18 protein-coding genes are annotated in these 16,934 nt (G+C 68.9%); 6 read left to right on the forward strand and 12 right to left on the reverse strand.

What is annotated here, in order from left to right; all coding sequences use genetic code 11:
- Entirely contained in the window at positions 1–459 is a 459-nt protein-coding gene (locus AC07OA_RS18210; RefSeq protein ID WP_494665224.1) for a MarR family winged helix-turn-helix transcriptional regulator, read from the reverse strand.
- Between the two features lie 198 nt (positions 460–657).
- On the opposite strand from AC07OA_RS18210, the gene AC07OA_RS18215 reads away from it, so the two are divergent.
- Together AC07OA_RS18215 and AC07OA_RS18220 are read left to right on the forward strand one after the other, a co-directional pair.
- On the forward strand, positions 658–1,668 hold the full coding sequence (locus tag AC07OA_RS18215; protein WP_494665225.1) for an alpha/beta hydrolase fold domain-containing protein: 1,011 nt from the start codon (positions 658–660) through the stop codon (positions 1,666–1,668).
- A gap of 106 nt (positions 1,669–1,774) precedes the next feature.
- Complete coding sequence (locus AC07OA_RS18220; protein WP_494665226.1) at positions 1,775–2,479, forward strand: dienelactone hydrolase family protein; 705 nt, start codon at positions 1,775–1,777, stop codon at positions 2,477–2,479.
- On the opposite strand, the gene AC07OA_RS18225 is transcribed toward AC07OA_RS18220, so the two are convergent.
- Both AC07OA_RS18225 and AC07OA_RS18230 read right to left on the reverse strand, forming a co-directional pair.
- Positions 2,476–3,942 (reverse strand): carboxylesterase/lipase family protein, encoded by a 1,467-nt coding sequence (locus AC07OA_RS18225; protein WP_494665227.1) that lies wholly within the window; start codon positions 3,940–3,942, stop codon positions 2,476–2,478. The two genes, AC07OA_RS18220 and AC07OA_RS18225, sit on opposite strands and share 4 nt — an antisense overlap.
- A gap of 118 nt (positions 3,943–4,060) precedes the next feature.
- Entirely contained in the window at positions 4,061–4,624 is a 564-nt protein-coding gene (locus AC07OA_RS18230; RefSeq protein ID WP_494665228.1) for a TetR/AcrR family transcriptional regulator, read from the reverse strand.
- Positions 4,625–4,869: 245 nt separating this feature from the next.
- Here AC07OA_RS18230 and AC07OA_RS18235 point away from each other — a divergent pair, with 245 nt between their 5' ends.
- From AC07OA_RS18235 to AC07OA_RS18250, 4 genes are all read left to right on the forward strand, one after another.
- On the forward strand, positions 4,870–5,616 hold the full coding sequence (locus AC07OA_RS18235; RefSeq protein WP_494665229.1) for an SDR family NAD(P)-dependent oxidoreductase: 747 nt from the start codon (positions 4,870–4,872) through the stop codon (positions 5,614–5,616).
- A 17-nt stretch (positions 5,617–5,633) separates the two neighbouring features.
- On the forward strand, positions 5,634–6,434 hold the full coding sequence (locus AC07OA_RS18240) for an SDR family NAD(P)-dependent oxidoreductase (RefSeq protein ID WP_494665230.1): 801 nt from the start codon (positions 5,634–5,636) through the stop codon (positions 6,432–6,434).
- Between the two features lie 62 nt (positions 6,435–6,496).
- Positions 6,497–7,075 carry a TetR/AcrR family transcriptional regulator gene (locus AC07OA_RS18245; protein WP_494665231.1) on the forward strand — a complete coding sequence of 193 codons (579 nt, stop codon included), beginning with the start codon at positions 6,497–6,499 and terminating at the stop codon, positions 7,073–7,075.
- Positions 7,076–7,160: 85 nt separating this feature from the next.
- Positions 7,161–8,000, forward strand: coding sequence for a TauD/TfdA dioxygenase family protein (locus AC07OA_RS18250; protein WP_494665232.1), 840 nt, complete (start codon positions 7,161–7,163; stop codon positions 7,998–8,000).
- Between the two features lie 91 nt (positions 8,001–8,091).
- On the opposite strand, the gene AC07OA_RS18255 is transcribed toward AC07OA_RS18250, so the two are convergent.
- From AC07OA_RS18255 to AC07OA_RS18295, 9 genes are all read right to left on the reverse strand, one after another.
- Positions 8,092–8,841 (reverse strand): SDR family NAD(P)-dependent oxidoreductase, encoded by a 750-nt coding sequence (locus AC07OA_RS18255; RefSeq protein WP_494665233.1) that lies wholly within the window; start codon positions 8,839–8,841, stop codon positions 8,092–8,094.
- 5 nt (positions 8,842–8,846) lie between these two features.
- Positions 8,847–10,445 carry a cytochrome P450 gene (locus AC07OA_RS18260; RefSeq protein WP_494665234.1) on the reverse strand — a complete coding sequence of 533 codons (1,599 nt, stop codon included), beginning with the start codon at positions 10,443–10,445 and terminating at the stop codon, positions 8,847–8,849.
- 63 nt (positions 10,446–10,508) lie between these two features.
- The gene (locus AC07OA_RS18265; protein ID WP_494665235.1) at positions 10,509–10,826 is read right to left on the reverse strand and encodes a 2Fe-2S iron-sulfur cluster-binding protein; all 318 of its coding nucleotides are present in this window, start codon (positions 10,824–10,826) and stop codon (positions 10,509–10,511) included.
- 169 nt (positions 10,827–10,995) lie between these two features.
- Complete coding sequence (locus tag AC07OA_RS18270) at positions 10,996–12,222, reverse strand: MFS transporter (RefSeq protein WP_494665236.1); 1,227 nt, start codon at positions 12,220–12,222, stop codon at positions 10,996–10,998.
- Between the two features lie 61 nt (positions 12,223–12,283).
- Positions 12,284–12,568, reverse strand: a complete 285-nt coding sequence (locus AC07OA_RS18275; RefSeq protein WP_494665237.1) for an antibiotic biosynthesis monooxygenase family protein — start codon at positions 12,566–12,568, stop codon at positions 12,284–12,286.
- A gap of 2 nt (positions 12,569–12,570) precedes the next feature.
- Entirely contained in the window at positions 12,571–13,932 is a 1,362-nt protein-coding gene (locus AC07OA_RS18280; RefSeq protein ID WP_494665238.1) for an aromatic ring-hydroxylating oxygenase subunit alpha, read from the reverse strand.
- Between the two features lie 61 nt (positions 13,933–13,993).
- On the reverse strand, positions 13,994–14,761 hold the full coding sequence (locus AC07OA_RS18285; protein ID WP_494665239.1) for an enoyl-CoA hydratase/isomerase family protein: 768 nt from the start codon (positions 14,759–14,761) through the stop codon (positions 13,994–13,996).
- Positions 14,761–16,032, reverse strand: a complete 1,272-nt coding sequence (locus AC07OA_RS18290; RefSeq protein ID WP_494665240.1) for an acetyl-CoA hydrolase/transferase family protein — start codon at positions 16,030–16,032, stop codon at positions 14,761–14,763. Before AC07OA_RS18290 ends, AC07OA_RS18285 begins: the two co-directional genes overlap by 1 nt.
- On the reverse strand, positions 16,029–16,922 hold the full coding sequence (locus AC07OA_RS18295; RefSeq protein ID WP_494665241.1) for an HpcH/HpaI aldolase/citrate lyase family protein: 894 nt from the start codon (positions 16,920–16,922) through the stop codon (positions 16,029–16,031). Before AC07OA_RS18295 ends, AC07OA_RS18290 begins: the two co-directional genes overlap by 4 nt.
- Between the last annotated feature and the right edge of the window lie 12 nt (positions 16,923–16,934).

Genomic DNA, 16,934 nt, shown 5'->3' on the forward strand with positions numbered 1-16,934 from the left:
CTACTCCGGGCAGCAGGCGTCGGTGCAGATGCGGCGGAGCATGGCGATCATCTCCGCGCGCTTGTCTTCGGGCAGCCCACGGCCGATCCGGGCCTCGTGACGCTCGAAGACCGCCTTGGCGCGGCCGTGCAGGTCACGCCCCTGCTCCGTCAGTGACAGGGCGATGGCGCGCCCCCGGCCCGGGACCCGCTCCAGCGCCCCCGCCGCCGAAAGCTGGTTGATCAGCGGCACAAGATTGGCCGGCTTGGCCCGCAGGGCGCGGCTGATCTCGCTCTGGGTGCAGCCGGGATTGGCGCCGATCAGGAGGATCAGCGAGGCCTCGCTGGGATTGAGTCCCAGCGGCTCCAGGGCGGCGGCCAGGGTCGACATGACGGCCACCGAGGTCCGCCGGAGCTGGAAGCCCAGCATGGCGGCGAAAGGATCGGCGAAGGATTCGATGTCGTCGGCGGGCTTTTTCACAAGGCGTGCGTAGCCCGCTTGTCGGACCGTCGCAAGCAACGCATATTATATTCCATAACATAAATGGAACCGTCGATCCGAGCGGTTCCGGCACGGGAGAGAGACATGCGCATCCGAACGGTTCGACGATTGGCTCTGGCGGTGAGCACCGCCCTCCTCCCCTTCGCATTCCCGTCGGCGCAAGCGCAGGAGAAGCCCATGACCCAGACCGAAGCCGGTTCGATCAAGCCCGACAAGACCGTCGTGGTCCCGTCCTTCGAGCTGCCTCCTTCGATCTATGTCAGCGAGGCGGCGCGCAACGCCATGCCCGCCACGCCGACCGACCAGGACGCCCAGCTGCGCCAGATGCTGGCCGCCGGCATGATCCCCTCGATCCGCCCGAAGATCGGCCAGTACATGGCTCCCCAGATCGACAAGCTGAAGGCGCTCTATCCCGTCGTCACCCGCGAGGAGACGATCGACGGCGTGCCCGCGATCCACGTGACCCCGGCCGGCGGCGTGCCCGCCGCCAACGCCAAGAAGATCATGCTGAACCTGCCGGGCGGCGGCTTCGTGATGGGCATGGCGCCGGGCACGGGCATGGTGGAGTCGATCCCGCTGGCCAATTTGGCCAAGGTCGAGATCGTCAGCATCACCTACCGCCAGGCGCCGGAGACGGTCTATCCGGCCGCCACCGAGGACGTGGTCAAGGTCTATCGCCAGCTGCTCAAGACCCACAAGCCCGAGGACATCGCCGTGTTCGGTTGCTCGGCCGGCGGCCTGCTGACGGCCGAGGCCATGGCCGCCTTCGTCAAGGAGAAGCTGCCCCCGCCCTCGTCCATCGGCATCTTCTGCGCCTCGGCCGACGCGCGCTGGGCCGGCGACAGCCGAAGCTTCTCCCGCCCCTTCCAGGCGCTGGAGCCGCAGAACCGCAGCCTGGGCTATTTCGAGGGCGCGAACCTGGAGGACCCGCAGGTCTCGCCAGTGCTGTCGCCCGAGCTTCTCAAGCGCTTCCCACCCACCCTGCTGATCACCGCCACTCGGGCCATGGAGATGAGCGCGGCGGTCAACACCCATCGCGAACTGACCAAGGCCGGCGTGGACGCCGACCTGCACGTCTGGGACGGCCTGGGCCACGCCTTCTTCTACGACCCCGCCCTGCCGGAATCCCGCGAGGCCTTCGACGTGATGACCGGCTTCTTCCGCAAGCATCTGAAGCTGGCGAAGTAGCCGCCGCCGGCCAAGGCATCGGTCTCGCGATGCCTCGGCCGGCGTGATTGCGGGACCCCGGCCTTTTGGCGACCGTGGCGGCCTCGAACACCGCCGGAGCCGTCCAATGCAGATCGTCACGCTGGAGCACCGGGACGTCGTCCTCAAGGGCGAGCTGTTCGGCGGCGAGGCCGACGGCCCGCGTCCCGGCGTGCTGGTGATGCACAACGCGCTGGGCCTGGGGACCCAGGTGCGCGAGGTCGCCGCCAGGCTGGCCGAACTCGGCTATGTGGCCCTGGCCACCGACATGTTCGGCGCCGAGCTGGACGGCGATCCCGCCAAGGCCGGCGCCTATTTCGCCGCCCTGCAGGCTCAGCCCGACCTGCTGCGCGACCGCCTCCAGGCCTGGCATGACGCCTTCGCCAGCCTGCCCCAGGTGGACGCCGAGCGGACCGCCGCCATCGGCTACTGCTTCGGCGGCTTCTGCGCGCTGGAGCTGGCGCGGGGCGGCGCCGACGTCAGGGCCGTGGTCAGCTTCCACGGCCTGCTGACCACCCAGGGCCCCGCCCTGCCCGGGACGATCCGGGGCCAGGTCGTGGCCTGGTGCGGCGGGCAGGACCCGTTCGTGCCCCTCGAGCACGTCGAGGCGTTCCGGGCCGAGATGGCGGCCGCCCACGTGTCTGCCCAGGTCACCGTCTTCAGCCGCGCCGCCCACGGCTTCACCGACCCGGACGCCGGCGCCCTGGGCCGCCCGGGCGTGGCCCACGACCCGCTGGCGGAGAAGGTCTCGTGGGCCGGGACGCTGGCCCTGCTGGAAGCGGCGCTGGCCTAATCCTTGGCCAGCCCCACCCCGGCGTCGGCGCCGGCCCAGGCCGCCAGGCGGCCGCCGTCAGGATTGGCCTCGATCCGGTCGTCATAGTCGAAGATCTTCACCGAGCGGTCGGCCGTCGCGTAGGCCGGCCAGTCGCCGCCGGGCGTCAGGTGGCGCACGAAGTGGGCGTAGTGGCCGATCATCCGGTGGCCCAGGGCCGCGCGCTTGCCCTTGAACGACCCGCCCCGCGCCAGGGCGGCACGGAAGTTGTCCATCGGCCAGGTCAGGGTCAGGTCCAGCCCGTGGGTCGCCCCCGCGATGGGGTGGCTGTAGTCGAAGCGATAGAACCAGGTCGGGCTATGGCCCGTGTGGCGCTCGGCGAAGTTGCGGGTGGGCATGGCGAAGGTCAGGTCGGTCGCCAGGGCCCGCCGCCCGGCCTTGGTGCGCGGATAGGCGGCCAGGACGCGCGCGGCGTGTTCCTGGCCCAGCTGGCCGGCCAGCAGCCCCTCAAGCGCCGGCCACTTGGTGGGCAGGATGTCACCGGGCATCAGCTCGAACAGCCGGATCTCCTCGCGCGCGGCCCCGGCGATCAGCGGCACGGGCGCGGCCGACTGCTTCTGGGCGTCCTCCAGCGAGGCCGGCAGCAGGTCGCCGTCGAACCAGGGCGAGGCCGGGATGGTGCCGGGGTTCTCCTCCCCCACCTTGGCCTGCGCCTCGAACAGCTGACGCAGGTCCATGGTCCGCAAGGCTTTCAGCCCGCTCTGATCGACGCCCAGCAGTTCGGCGTAGCGGCGGGCGATCTTGCGGCTCTTCTCGCGGCTGTGGATCAGGCTGAGCGCCCCGCTCTGCATGATCGCGCCCCGGAACAGCGGCCAGGCCTTCGGCGCGTGCAGCAGCAGCGACACCGACATCGACCCCGCCGACTGCCCGCCGATGGTCACCCGGCCCGGATCGCCGCCGAAGGCCGCGATGTTGTCGCGCACCCATTCCAGCGCCGCGATCTGGTCGCGCAGGCCCAGGTTCGAGGGAATGTCGGGCAGGCCCAGCACCTCGCCGAAATTGACGAAGCCCAGCACCCCGACCCGGTAGTTGATGGTGACGACGATCACGTCGCCCGCCTTGGCCATGGCCGAACCGTCGTAGGAACTGCCGTTGCCCACCACGAACGCGCCGCCATGGATCCAGACATAAACCGGCTTGCCGCCCACATCCTCGCCGCCGTCGGGTACGTAGATGTTCAGGTCCAGGCAGTCCTCGTCGAACTGCGGCGGCGTCAGCATCGCGCGCTTTGCCGAGTTGCCGAACATCTGCGGACATTGCGAACCCGCCTTGGCAGCCTCGCGAACGCCGGTCCAGGGCTCCACCGGCCGGGGCGCCGCGAACCGTTCCTGCCGGGCGTAGGGGACCCCCAGCCAGCGCCGCACGCCGCCGGCTTCGCTACCCCGCACCACGCCCGCGCGGGTGCTTACGGTCAGTTCGCTCATGTTCCGCCCCAATGTTTCCCGGCAGGCTTTCACGGGCCGGGCATGGGATCATCCGGGAAGCGACGCCGCCCCGCGAGACATCGAGGTGGCGATGCCAAAAAGAAAGCCTTGGGGAGCCTCAGCGCTCTTCCAGGGACGGGCCGACCACCAGCTTGTCGAGGATCTCGGCCATGCGCTCGATCTCCAGCGGCGTGTCCTGCTTCAGCCACCAGGCCAGGATCTCCACCGTGGCGCTGACCGAGAACACCACGCGCAGGTCGTCGGGGATGACGCCGCCGCCGGTGCCCTCGGCCTCGGCGATGCGCCGGGCCTGCTCGGTGAACTCCTGCTTCAGGGTAGCGGCCGCGCCGCCTGTCAGCAGGGCCGACCACAGGGCGCGATGCTGGGCGACGTAGCTGCACAAAGCCACGCACGACTGGCGGCTGTCGCTCTCGATCAGGATCGGCAAGGCGTGACCCAGCAGCTCGCGGATCTGGCCGGCGGCCAGGTCATGGAGCAGCGCTTCCTTCGACGGATGGTGGCGGAAGAAGGTGGCGTAGCCGATGCCGGCTTCCTGGGCGATCTCGCGGATGGTCACCTGCTCGAACGGCCGCGTCTCCAGCAGCCGCAGCAGCGCCTCCAGCAGATTCTTGCGCGTGCGCACCTGCCGCGCGTCGGTCGGGATCGACGTCGAAGTTTCCATGCCCACTGCGATAAACGGTAAATCCTGGCTGGCAAGCCATGCGCCGATTCCGCACGGGCGATACAGCCGAGGCCGCGATTGACTTCCCGGCCCGCCATCCTGTTCAAACGCTGAACAGTCGTTCAAACACGAGGCGCTTTGCGGTTCGACTTGGCGCCGCGACAATGAATCAAAGCCGCGCCCCAAGCGGCAAGGACGCCGGTCCCCACGACCGCGTCCACAACGGATCCATTAGGAGAGTCAGAATGTCGCTGAAGGGAAAAGTCGCCATCGTCACCGGCGCGGGTTCGGGCATCGGCCGGGCCATCGCCGTGCGCCTGGCGCGCGACGAAGCCGCCATCGCCATCCTGGACCTGAACGGCGACGGCGCCGCCGAGACCGCCAAGCTGATCACCGACGCCGGCGGCACGGCCAAGGCCTACACCGCCGACTGCGCCAACGAGGCGGTGATCAAGGAAACCGCCGCCAAGATCCGCGCCGACTGGGGCCCGATCACCGTCCTGGTCAACAACGCCGGCATCGCGACCTTCGTCCCCTACATGGACATCACCGAAGAGATCTGGGACCGCACCATCGCGATCAATCTCAAGGGCCCGCACCTGTTCTGCCGCGAAGTGATCCCCGACATGCTGGCCGCCGGCTGGGGCCGCATCATCAACATCACCTCCTCGTCGACCCAGTCGGGGTCGGTGGCCCAAGCCCACTATGTCTCGTCCAAGGGCGGCCTGCTGGGCCTGACCAAGGCGCTGGCGCTGGAATACGCCGCCAGCGGCATCACCGTAAACATGGTGCCGCCGGGCGTCGTCGACACCCCCGCGCTGCGGGCCGCGCCCATCGATGTCGAGGCCTACGCGAAGACCCTGCCGATGAAGCGGATCGGCCGCCCCGAAGAGATCGCCGCGGCCTGCGCCTTCCTGGCGTCGGAAGAGGCCAGCTACATGACGGGCCAGACGATCAGCACCAACGGCGGCCGCTACATGGGTTCGGCCTGATCCTGGGAGCTGAGGTCATGCGCCTGGCGGGAAAGATCGCGATCATCACCGGCGCCGCGGGCGGCATGGGCGAGGCTTCGGCCCTGCTCTTCGCCCGCGAAGGCGCCAAGGTCGCCGCGGTGGACCTGGACGAAGCGCGCGTCGCGCCCGTCGTCGAGGCCATCCGCGCCGCCGGCGGCACGGCCATCGCCATCGGCGCAGACATCAGCAAAACGGCCGACGTCCTGCGCATCGTGGATCGCACGGTCGCCGAGCTGGGCCCGCCGAATATCCTGTTCAACAACGCGGGCGTCGACACCGAGGGCAAGCGCTCGATCCTCGACATCGACGAGGAGGCCTTCGACCGCTGCGTCGAGGTGAACCTCAAGGGCGCCTGGCTGATGACCAAGCACGTCGCCCCCAAGATGATCGAGGCCGGCGGTGGCTCCATCGTCAACACCGCCTCGATCGCAGCCCACATCGTGGCCAGCTCGGCCGGCTACTGCGCCTCCAAGGCCGGGGTCGTGGCCCTGACCAAGGTGACGGCCGTCGAGTTGGGCAAGAACAAGATCCGCGCGAATGCTCTCTGTCCGGGGGCCACCGAGACGCCGATGGCCCGCGAGCAACGGCTGGAGATGCAGAGGAAGGGCCTGCCCACCTCCAACGAGCTGATCGACCGGATGGGCGTCCTGGGCCGCATGGCCCAGCCGGAAGAGATGGCGATGATGGCGCTGTTCCTGGCCAGCGACGAGTCCAGCTTCGCCACCGGCGCGGTGTTCGACAACGACGCCGGCTGGACGGCGATGAGCGGCATCTCGGTGCAGGCGTTCGCCAAGTGAGCGCCGTGTCGGCCCCTGGGGTGGCGACTTGCGCGGCGCCGGCCGCCGCCTATGCTCGCCCCATGACTCCGAAACGTCGCGTGGGCGCCGAAAGCTCCGAAACCCGAACCCTGATCCTGGACGCCGCCGAGCAGGTGATCCGCGACGAAGGCTACGCCGCCGCCAGCACCCGCCGGGTGGCGATCCACGCCGACCTCAAGCCCTCCCTGGTTCACTACTATTTTCCGACCACGGACGACCTGTTCCTGGCCGTGTTCAAGCGCGGCGCGGCCCAGAGCGACGCGATGATCGAGCAGGCCCTGACCAGCGACGACCCGCTGCGGGCCCTGTGGCGTTTTTTCGCGGACACCAGCCGCAACACCCTGGCGCTTGAGTTCGTGGCCCTGGCCAACCACCGCAAGCTGATCGGCGCCGAGATCGTCCGCCACAGCGAGGCCATGCGCGCCCGTCAGGTGGAACTGCTGGAAAAGCTGATCGGAGAACGGCTGGCGGCGACGGGCGGCGGCACGCCCGAGGGCTTCAGCCTGGTGCTGGCCGGCATCGGCCGGGCCCTGGTCATGGAAGGCGAGATGGGCATCCGCTCGGGCCACGACGACGCCCGCGCCTTCGTCGAAGCGTGGCTGGACCGCCTGCTGGCCTAACACCGCCCCCGCGGTCTTGACGTCGAAACCCCGGCATGCTGAACATGTGTTCAGCATCAAAAATAAGCCGTTGGGGAGACGCGTTATGTCCGTCGATGTTTTGACCCGCCTGTCTCAGGAAACGATCAAGCCGAAGATCGGCAGCCGGGTCCTGAATACCAAGGAAGAGCTGCTGTCGGGCATGCTCGGCAAGGAGATCCGCGCCCTGCTCGAGGAGCGCGGCGTGCTGGTGTTCCCCAAGATCAACTTCACCGACGAAGAGCAGATCGCCTTCACCAAGACCCTGGGCGCCTTCGCCCCCGAGCATCGCGGCGGCGAGGAAATCCACAAGATCACCCTGGACGCCAAGGAAAACCCGCAAAGCGCGGAATATCTGAAGGGCTCGCTGTACTGGCACATCGACGGCACGATGAACGACGTGCCGATCCTGGCTTCGCTGCTGTCGTGCAAGGTCCCGGCGACCTGGGGCGGCAACACCGGCTTCTGCAACACCTACGCCGCCTACGAGGCCCTCTCCGACGAGGACAAGGCCGAGTACGAGAAGATGCGCGTGGCGCACTCGGTCTGGGCCACCGTGTTCTACTACGAGCCCGAACCCAGCCTGGCCAAGCTGAAGGGCATGCAGGCCATCGGCGAGAACGTGTTGCCGCTGGTGTGGAAGCACGCCTCGGGCCGCAAGTCGCTGGTCATCGGTTGCACCGCCCACCGCGTCGTCGACGTTCCCGCCGACCAGAGCGCCCGGGTCATCGTCGGCCTGCGCGAATGGGCCACCCAGGAAGACTTCAGCTACAGCCACGAATGGTCGGTCGGCGACCTGGTGATCTGGGACAACACCGGCACCATGCACCGCGCCGAGGCTTACGATCCCAAGTGCGGCCGCATGATGCACCGCACCAAGCTGCAGGGCGAAGAGCCCTTCGCCTAAACAGCCGACGCGCCTGCTTCCGGTAGGCGCGCCGGACTGCCCAGAGCGCGCTCGCCTCCCCCCGGTGGCGAGCGCGTTTTCGTTTGGGCCGCTACATCCAGCTGCCGCCGTTGACGTTGATCTCCTGGCCCGTGATGTAGCTGGCCTTGTCCGAGCACAGGAACTCGCAGGCGTTGGCGATGTCCTCGGGCGTGCCGGGTCGAGCGATGGGGATCATCTGGGCGATCACCTCCAGCGGCGGCACCTGGCCGTTGCGCTCGCCTTCCCGCGCCAGCGGCGTGTCGACCAGCGAGGGCGGGATGGTGTTCACCGTGATCCCGTGCGGCGCCAACTCGCGGGCGAGAGACCGTGTCAGGCCGATCACCCCGCCCTTCGACGCCGCGTAGTGGGCCCGGTCCTGCGCCCCCGACTGGGCGGCCTGGGACGAGATGGTGACGATCCGCCCCCACTTGCCCTCCACCATGTCCGGCACGGCCGCCTGCAGGGTGTGGAACACCCCGGTCAGGTTGATGTCGATCATCCTTTGCCAGGCCTCCAGAGAGGTCGACAGGAACGGCAGACTGGTCGAGATCCCGGCATTGGCGACGACAATGGCGATGGGTCCCAGCTCGCGCCGGACCGCCGCATAGGCGGCCTCGACCGAGCCGCGATCCGAGACGTCGGCCCGGTGCGCCAGCACCCTGCCCCCGCTCGCGGCCAGGGCCGCGCTCTCGCGCGCCAGGGCCTCATCCTGCACGTCCAGCATGGCGACCGGATGGCCGTTGGCGGCGAACAGCTTGCAGACGCCCAGGCCGATGCCGGAGGCTCCGCCGGTCACGACGACCACGCGTTGGGTGTTCATGGCGCTCATTTCCCCGAAAGCTTGGCCAGGTCGGCGTCCATCGCGGCGAGCGCCTCGTCGGTGAAGACGTCGCCGGCGAACTTCTGGATGCGGCGCAGGGTCATGTTCTTGGCCATGCCGATGCGGCGATCCGCGCTGACACCCGGGAAGTGCTTGTCGAGCACGGCGACCAGCGCCGGGTCGGCCAGCAGGTCGCCGATGGCGGTGTCGGCGGTCGAATAGCCCTTGGGCGTCGCCTCGGCCTTCTTGCCGAAGCCGAGCATGCCCAGCAGGCCGCCCTTCTTCGGCTTGGCCTCGGGCTCGGGGGCCGGCTTGGCCGGCGCCACGAAGCCCTTGGCCGGCGTCAGCTTCAGGTGCATCTCGGCCAGGCCGCGGATGATGAAGCTGGGCTCGTACTCCAGGTTCCGCGCGCCGGGCGGGCCGTGCTTTTCCTCGTCCAGGTCGATGTGGGAGGTGTGCTCGAGCAGCTTCTCCAGCAGGATGCGAACCTCCACCCGGGCCAGCGGCGCGCCGGCGCAGACGTGGGCGCCGCGCCCCAGGCCGAGGTGCTCCTTCACCTTGGCGCGGTTCAGGTCGAAGGCCTCCGGATTTTCCCAACGCCGCGGATCACGGTTGCCCGCCGCCAGGGCCACGAAGATCTTGGTGCCGGCCGGAACCTCCAGGTCGCCCAGGCGGGTGTCCTTGCGCGCCAGGCGCGTGGTCATCTTCGTCGAGCCCTCCAGCCGCAGGGTTTCCTCGATCAGTTGCGGGATCAGCGACGGGTCGTCGCGCAGCTGCTGCTGCAGGCCCGGCTGATCGACGATGAAGCGCAGCGCGTTGCCCAGCAGCTTGGCGCTGGTGTCCTGCCCCGCGCCGAACAGGAAGGTGGCCAGGCGCACGATCTCCATGGCGTCGGGCGTCGTGCCGTCCGGGAAGGTGGCGTTGGCCAGTTCCGACAGCACGTCGTCGCGCGGCTCCTTGCGGCGGTCGGCGACATATTCGGCGAAGTACATGCCCATCAGCACCAGCGGCATGTGCTGGGCCTCCAAGTCGTCACCGGCCAAGCTGCCGGGAGGCGGCCCCGAGTCGATGGCGTCCATGAAGATCTTCCGGTCGTCCACGGGCACGCCCAGAAGGTCGGCGATCACCAGGGTGACGAAGGGCGTGGCCATGCCCTTCATCAGCTCGCAGCCGCCGTTGGCGACGGCCTCCATCACCAGTTCGTCGGAGAAGCTGGTGATGAACGCCTCGTTGGCCCGCAGCCGCGACGGCGTGAACAGCTTGCTGAGCAGCGAACGCGACATGACGTGGGGCTGGTCGTCATAGGCCACCACCAGGTCGCCGCCGACGAACTGGGTGCGGTGGGCCTCGATCTGGGGGGTGATGTCCGAGCCCTCGGGCTTGAACGGCAACGGCGTGGCCGGCCCCTGCGGGGCGTTGGCGGACGAGAAGTCCTGGGTGTTCTTGAGAACTTCGAGGATCTCCTCGAACCCCGTCACCACGATGATGTCGCGCCCAGGCAGCTTGTAGATCGGCCCCCTGGCGCGGACGGCTTCGAAATAGGCGTAGGGGTCCCTCAGGATCGAGTGGTCGGTGAAGTAGTCGCGCTCGGCCAAGGCTTCCATGGTGTCCTCCAGGTCTCGCGGCCGCGTCCCGTGGACCGGCCGTCTGTTCGAATGGGCGAGGGTTCAGTCCTCTTCGGCGATCGTCACGCGCAGGCCCGAAAGGGCGTCGTTGAGGCGGATCTGGCAGGCCAGGCGCGAGCGTCCGTCGCGGTAGCTGGAGCTGTCGAGCAGGTCGTTCTCGTCCTCGCTCATCGGCGGCAGCTTGTCTTCGAACCCGGGCTCCACATGGACATGGCAGGTCGCGCACGAGCAGACGCCGCCGCACAGGGCCAGCAACTCGTCGATCCCCGCGTCGCGGATGGCCTCCATCGCGGTCATGCCGACGCTCGGCTCCAGGGTACGCGTCTCGCCTTCCCGCGTGGTGACGATCAGTTCAGGCATACAATCCTCCAGGGCGCTCCTATCTGAGTTATGCGCCACTGTGTATCATATATGCGCCACCGGATCGCGCCGTCAATGGGCTAGGCGCGCACATGCGAACGCCCGGATCGAAACGATCCGGGCGTCGGGACTGCCACGACTTTGGAGGCGGGAAAGCTGCCCTCGCCCGCTAGCCCTCGGCGGGCTTGGGCAGGCTCAGCAGGGCCAGGCTGCTGGCGGCCATGAAGGCCACGGTCAGCCACAGGAACGGCCCATATCCGCCGGACTGGTCGAAGACGGCCGAGGCGCAGAGCGGTCCCAGGGCCGTGCCCACCGACAGCGCCGCCAGCAGGCCGCCATACAGCGCCCCGAAGTTCTTAAGGCCGAAATGGCGGGTGGTCAGATAGACGATGACGTCGACCTCGGCGCCCAGGGTCAGGCCGATCAGGATGGCCGCGACCGACTGCGGCAGGGCCGCGTCGCCCGATGTCAGCAGCAGGATCGAGCCGATGGCGGGCAGCATGAACGCCCCCGCCCCCACCAGCGAGCCCCGGAACCGGTCCAGCAGCAGGCCGGTGACCAGTCGCCCGGCGATCGACGAGAAGCCGACCAACGAGGCCACGCCCGCCGCCCGCAGCGGGTCTGCGCCCCGGTCGGTCAGGATCGGCACGAAGTGCACGACCAGGGCGATGATGGTGAAGGTGAACAGCAGGCTCGCCAGCAGCAGCCGCAGATAGATGGTCGACTTCAGCCCGTCGGCCAGGCTGACGCCCTCCAGCTCGCGCCGCGCCTCGCGCTCGACGTTCTTGGCCGGCTTGTCGTGCGCGCCCCGGAAGAACAGGAAGATGGTCGGAAAGACAATGGCCGCCCAGACGGCCGCCTGGATCACCACCGCCGTTTGCCAGCCGTGCATCTTGATCAGCCAGCTGCCCAGCAGCGGGAACACCGCCGCCGCCACCGAGGCGCCGCATAGGGTGACGGCGAAGGCCAGGCCCCGCGAGGCGGTGAAGCGGGTGGCCACGGCGCTGGTCCAGACCGTGGCCTGCACCGGCAGGGTGGCCGCCGCCAGCACGCTCCACAGGAACCACCAGTTGGCGGGGCTGCCGGTCGCCGTCCCCAGCAGGGCGAAGGCGCCCGTGGTCGCCAGTATGCCCACCAGGCCGAACAGGCGCGGGCCCAGTCGGTCGACCGCGACGCCGATGGGCAGGCTGAACACCGCCTGGACCAGGGTGGCGATGGTCAGGCCGAACGTCGTCTGGGTGCGCGTCCAGCCGAAGGTCTCGCTGATCGGGCCGATATAGGGACCCAAACCGTAGATGTGGATGACGCTGGTCGCGTAGCCCAGGGCGGCCGCGATGGGCAGCACGTAGTAGCGCCGCCATTCGGCGCCGCCTCCGGTCGCTGTCGCCGTTGTCATCTTCGCCCCCTATGTCGTTACCGCCGTCGCGCGCGGCGTTGTCGATGACCCGGCCGAAGCCTCAGGTCATGGTGAAATGTTCCATGCCGCCCCCGATAGTGAAGGGGCCGATCAGCTCGCGGAAATCCTGGAACAGCGGGTCGGCCGTGAACGCGGTGTGCGCGTCCATCGTCTCCCAGGTGATCAGCAGCATGAACTTGCGCGGGTTTTCCACGCCGCGCCCCAGGCGCACGTCGCCGGCGCCCTTGACGCTCCACAGCAGCGGCAGGCCGCGCTCGGCCATCATGGCCGCGAACGCCTCTTCCGAGCCGCCCTTGATCAGCAGTTCCGCGCGTTCGACCAGCATGCCTAGCCGATCGCGCGCGGCGCGCCGGTGCCCATGTACTTGGCCAGGTTGTAGTGCAGGCTGGCGACCGACCGCTCCATGTACGGATTGGGCTGGGTGCCCCGGAAGCCGACGTTCTTCATGCCCTGCTGCACGGCCTGCATGTTGGCGAAGTCCTGCTGCAGCACCGGCGGCCAGTCCTCGGCCTTGGTGTATTCCCACTCGGTTGCCGGCTCCTGCCCCTGCGGGAACAGCTCGTAGACCGCCGCCTCGAACACGCACATGTCCGGATCGTCGCCGTAAGGGCGGGCACCGTAGCAGAGCATGTTGTTGACGGCCTGGCCGATCTGGAAGTTCGGGAACACCTGCCAGGCGGTGCCGGCCTTGGCCGTGTGCGAGGGCTCGACGGTCGGCCAGACCACGCCGCGCGAGGCGTCGTGCTCGCGCGCCGACTTCAGCCAGTGGGCGAAGACCTGCGGGCCCGGCGTGCCCTCGGGCAGCTCGTCCTTCAGGCGGTTGGCCGCGTCGACCAGGGTCTGGGTGGTGTTGGTGTTGGCGTTGGCCCAGGTGAAGTTCTGCAGCTCGGCCGTGGTGATGCGCGGATCGCCGCCCGAACCCAGGCGCAGCTTGGCGGCGTCCTCTTCCAGGTCCTTGGGGGCCTCGTAGCCGATGTTGGTGTGCAGGCCGTGGTTGCGGGCCCAGCCGCGGAACTGGCCGAACTCCAGGAACTCCGGATGGGTGCTGGCCACGTGGTAGGTCTCGGAGAAGGCCTCCATCGCGACCTTCCAGTTGCAGTTGAAGACGATCCACTTGCGCCAGCGGAAGCGCATATTCTGGGTCTCGAACGGCCCCAGCATGGCGGGGATGGGATCGAGGTACTTGGCCAGGGGCTCGGCGTTCGGGTCCAGGTTGATCCAGATCCAGCCGCCCCAGGTGTCGACCTGCACCTTGCCCAGGCTGGTGCGCTCGTCGGTCAGGGCGCCCTGCCAGTCGTCCTTGTGCTCGATGTAGGTGCAGCGGCCTTCCAGGTTGAAGGTCCAGGCGTGGAAGCCGCAGACGAAGCTCATCCGCTTGCCGACGGCGTTGCGCTTGCCCGGTGGGGTGTCGATCAGCCGGCGCCCCCGGTGGGTGCAGACGTTGTGGAAAGCGCGGATTTCGTCGGGGCCCGAGCGCGTGACGATCACCGAGTCCGGGCCGATGTCGTAGGTCAGATAGCTGCCGACCTCGGGAATCTCCTCGACGCGGCCGGCCTGCAGCCAGGTCTTGCGCCACAGCTTGTCCTGCTCGGCTCGGGCGTAGTCCTTGGAGATATAGGCCTCGGGCGAAACATTGACCGGCCCGACCAGGTCTTCGGCGCTCTCGGCGATCTTGCCCATCTTGGTCATGTCGCGTCCTCACCTTGCGCAAAGACCATTTGATAGCACCGCGCGGAGAGACCCCGTATCGCTACCGCGATTTCCAGTCGGGCGGACGCTTCTCCGCGAAGGCGCGCGGCCCCTCCTGGGCGTCCTGGCTGCGATAGGTGAATTCAGACGCGTGGCGGGCGGCCTGGAGGGCGGCGGCGCGGCCCATCTCGGTGGCCAGCATGACCGTGTCGCGGCCGGCCTTCACCGACAGTGGGGCGCCGTCCAGGATCTCCTTGGCCAGCTCGATGGCCTTGTCCATCAGAGCCGCCGGCTCGGCCAGGCGGTTGACCAGGCCGATCTCATAGGCGCGCTGGGCGGTGATCGGCTTACCGGTCAGGATGATCTCCATCATGATCCGCTGGGGGATCATGTGGATCAGCGGCGCGGCCCAGGGCGAGCTGCGGCCCACCTTGACCTCGGTGATGGCGAACTTCGCCTCGGTCGAGGCCACGCACAGGTCGCAAGCCTGGGCGATCATCCAGCCGCCGGCGAAGGCCACGCCGTTGACCGCCGCGATGGTGGGCTTGGAGAGCTCGATATTGTCGCCCGGCACCGGGAACATGTCGCGTGGCGGCACTTCCAGTTGGCGCTCGACCATCTCCTTCAGGTCGCCGCCCGCGCAGAAGGCCTTCTCGCCCGAACCGGTCAGGATGGCCACGCGCAAGGCCGGGTCGCGCTCGAAGCGGTCCCAGGCGGCGAACAAGCCGTCACGGACGTCCTTACCCAGGGCGTTGCGCTGGTCGGGCCGGTTGATGGTGATGATGGCGATGCCGTCGTCACGGGCGTCGAACAGGACCGCGTCGCTCATCAGAAGCCTCGTTGCTGGATGGTATGGGCCGCGCGGTCGAGCTCTTCGCGGAAATTCGGGTGGGCGATGGCGATCAGGCGGCGCGTGCGCTCGGCCAGGGTCTGGCCCTTCAGCTCGGCCGCGCCGAATTCGGTGACGATCACGTCGACATCGCTGCGGGCCGTGGTGACCGGCCCCGACAGGCTCGGCACGATGCGGCTGATGGCGCCGTCCTTGGCGGTGGCCGGCAAGGCGATGATCGAGCAGCCGCCAGGCGAGCGCGCGCCGGCCCGCACGAAGTCCACCTGCCCCCCGGTGCCGCCCATATAGGCCGAACCGCTCTGCTCGGCATTGACCTGGCCGGTCAGATCGATCTCCAGCGCCGAGTTGATCGTGACCAGGCGCTCAAGCTTGGCCAGCACCGCCGCGTCATGGGTGTAGCTGGTCGCGCACATGCGGATCGCGGCATTGCGATGGGCGAAGTCGTAGAGCTTGCGCGTGCCGATCAGCGCGCCGTTGATCGAGACGCCGGTGTCGATGGCCTTGCGGGCGTTGGTCACGACCCCGGCCTCGACCAGCTCGACCAGGCCGTCGCCCAGCATGCCCGAATGGACGCCCAGGTCCTTGCGGTCGTGCAGCAGGCGCAGGATGGCGTCCGGCACCGCGCCAACGCCGGTCTGGATCACCGCCCCGTCGCCGATATAGGCGGCGGCGTGTCTGGCGATGGCCTCGTCGGTGGGGCCGATCTTCGCCGGAGCGACCTCGACCGGCCCGCGCGAGACGTGGACCGCACAGTGGATCCGCGAGGCCGGCAGCAGTTCGCCGAAGGTGTAGGGAATCTGGTCGTTGACCTCGGCGATCACCACCCGGGCCTTGTCGACCGTGGCCCGCACGTGGTCGGCGACCAAGCCGAAGCTGTGATTGCCGTCGGCGTCGGCCGGGCTGACCTGGACCAAGGCCACGTCGCAGCCGATCAAGCCCTCGGCGACCATCGGCCCCAGCTGGCTGACATGGGCGGGGATGACGCCCAGCTTGCCGGCCTTGGTCATCGACCGCAGCGCGCCGATGGCGCCCATGCTGGAGAGCGCGAAGCTGTCGGCCGTCTCCGGCGTGAACAGGCCCGAGAAGCTGGTGGCGATGAAGGCCGACAGGTCGCCGATCCCCCTGCCCTGGGCGATCAACGCCTCGACCAGGGTCGTGGGCTCGCCGCAGGCCTGGCCGATGACGATGCGGTCACCCCGCCGAATGAACTGCGCCAGGTCCAGCCCTGCGGCGTCGGTGACGACGGTCACGACTGTTCCGCCAGCGCCAGGAGCGCCTGGGCGCGGGCCAGGTAAGGCCGGTCCAGCATGCCGCCCTTGTAGCCGATCGTGCCGACACCCGGATTGGCGGCGAACAGGTCGACGACTTCCTGGGCGTAGGCGATCTCCTCGGCCGTCGGGCTGAAGGCGGCGTTGATCACGTCGACCTGGGCCGGGTGGATGGCCAGCATGCCGCGATAGCCGTCGCGGCGCACCTGCTCGGCCCGGGTCTTCAGCTTTTCCAGGTCGCGGAAGTCGCCCTGGATGGTCTCGATGGGCGTCACCCGCGCCGCCGAGGCGCCCAGCAGGCACAGGCTGCGGGCCAGCTGGTAGGTGAAGGCGTACCCGCCGTCGGGATTGCGGTTCTCGCTGGCGCCCAGGGCGTCGGCCAGGTCTTCCGCGCCCCAGGTCATGGCGACCAGACGCGGCGCGCCGGCGTAATCGCCGGTGGTGAACATGCCCTCGGCCGTCTCGGTGACCAGGGCGATCACCTTGGTCGCGCCCTGCTCGATGCCGTTGGCGGCCTCGAAGGCCGACAGGTAGTGGTGCAGCAGCTCCACATCGCCCCGCCCGACCGACTTAGGCAGCATGATCCCGCCCGGACGCCCCGGCATGATCGCCGCGAGATCCGTCAGGGTGTGCGGCCCGTCCAGCGGATTGACCCGCACCCACAGACGTGAGCGGTCTTCCGGCTGCCGCGCCAGGAACTCAGCGACCACGCGGCGCGCCGTCGGCTTCTCCTCGGACGCGACGGCGTCTTCCAGATCGAAGATGACGATGTCGGCCGGGCCGGCGGTCGCCTTCTCCATCTTCTTTTCGCTGTCGCCCGGCGCGAAGAGCCAGGAGCGCATCTTCAGCGGGGTGTCTTTGGCCGTGGTCATCGATGCTTCCCG

This window comes from Caulobacter sp. GW821-FHT09B08 (assembly GCF_059418225.1).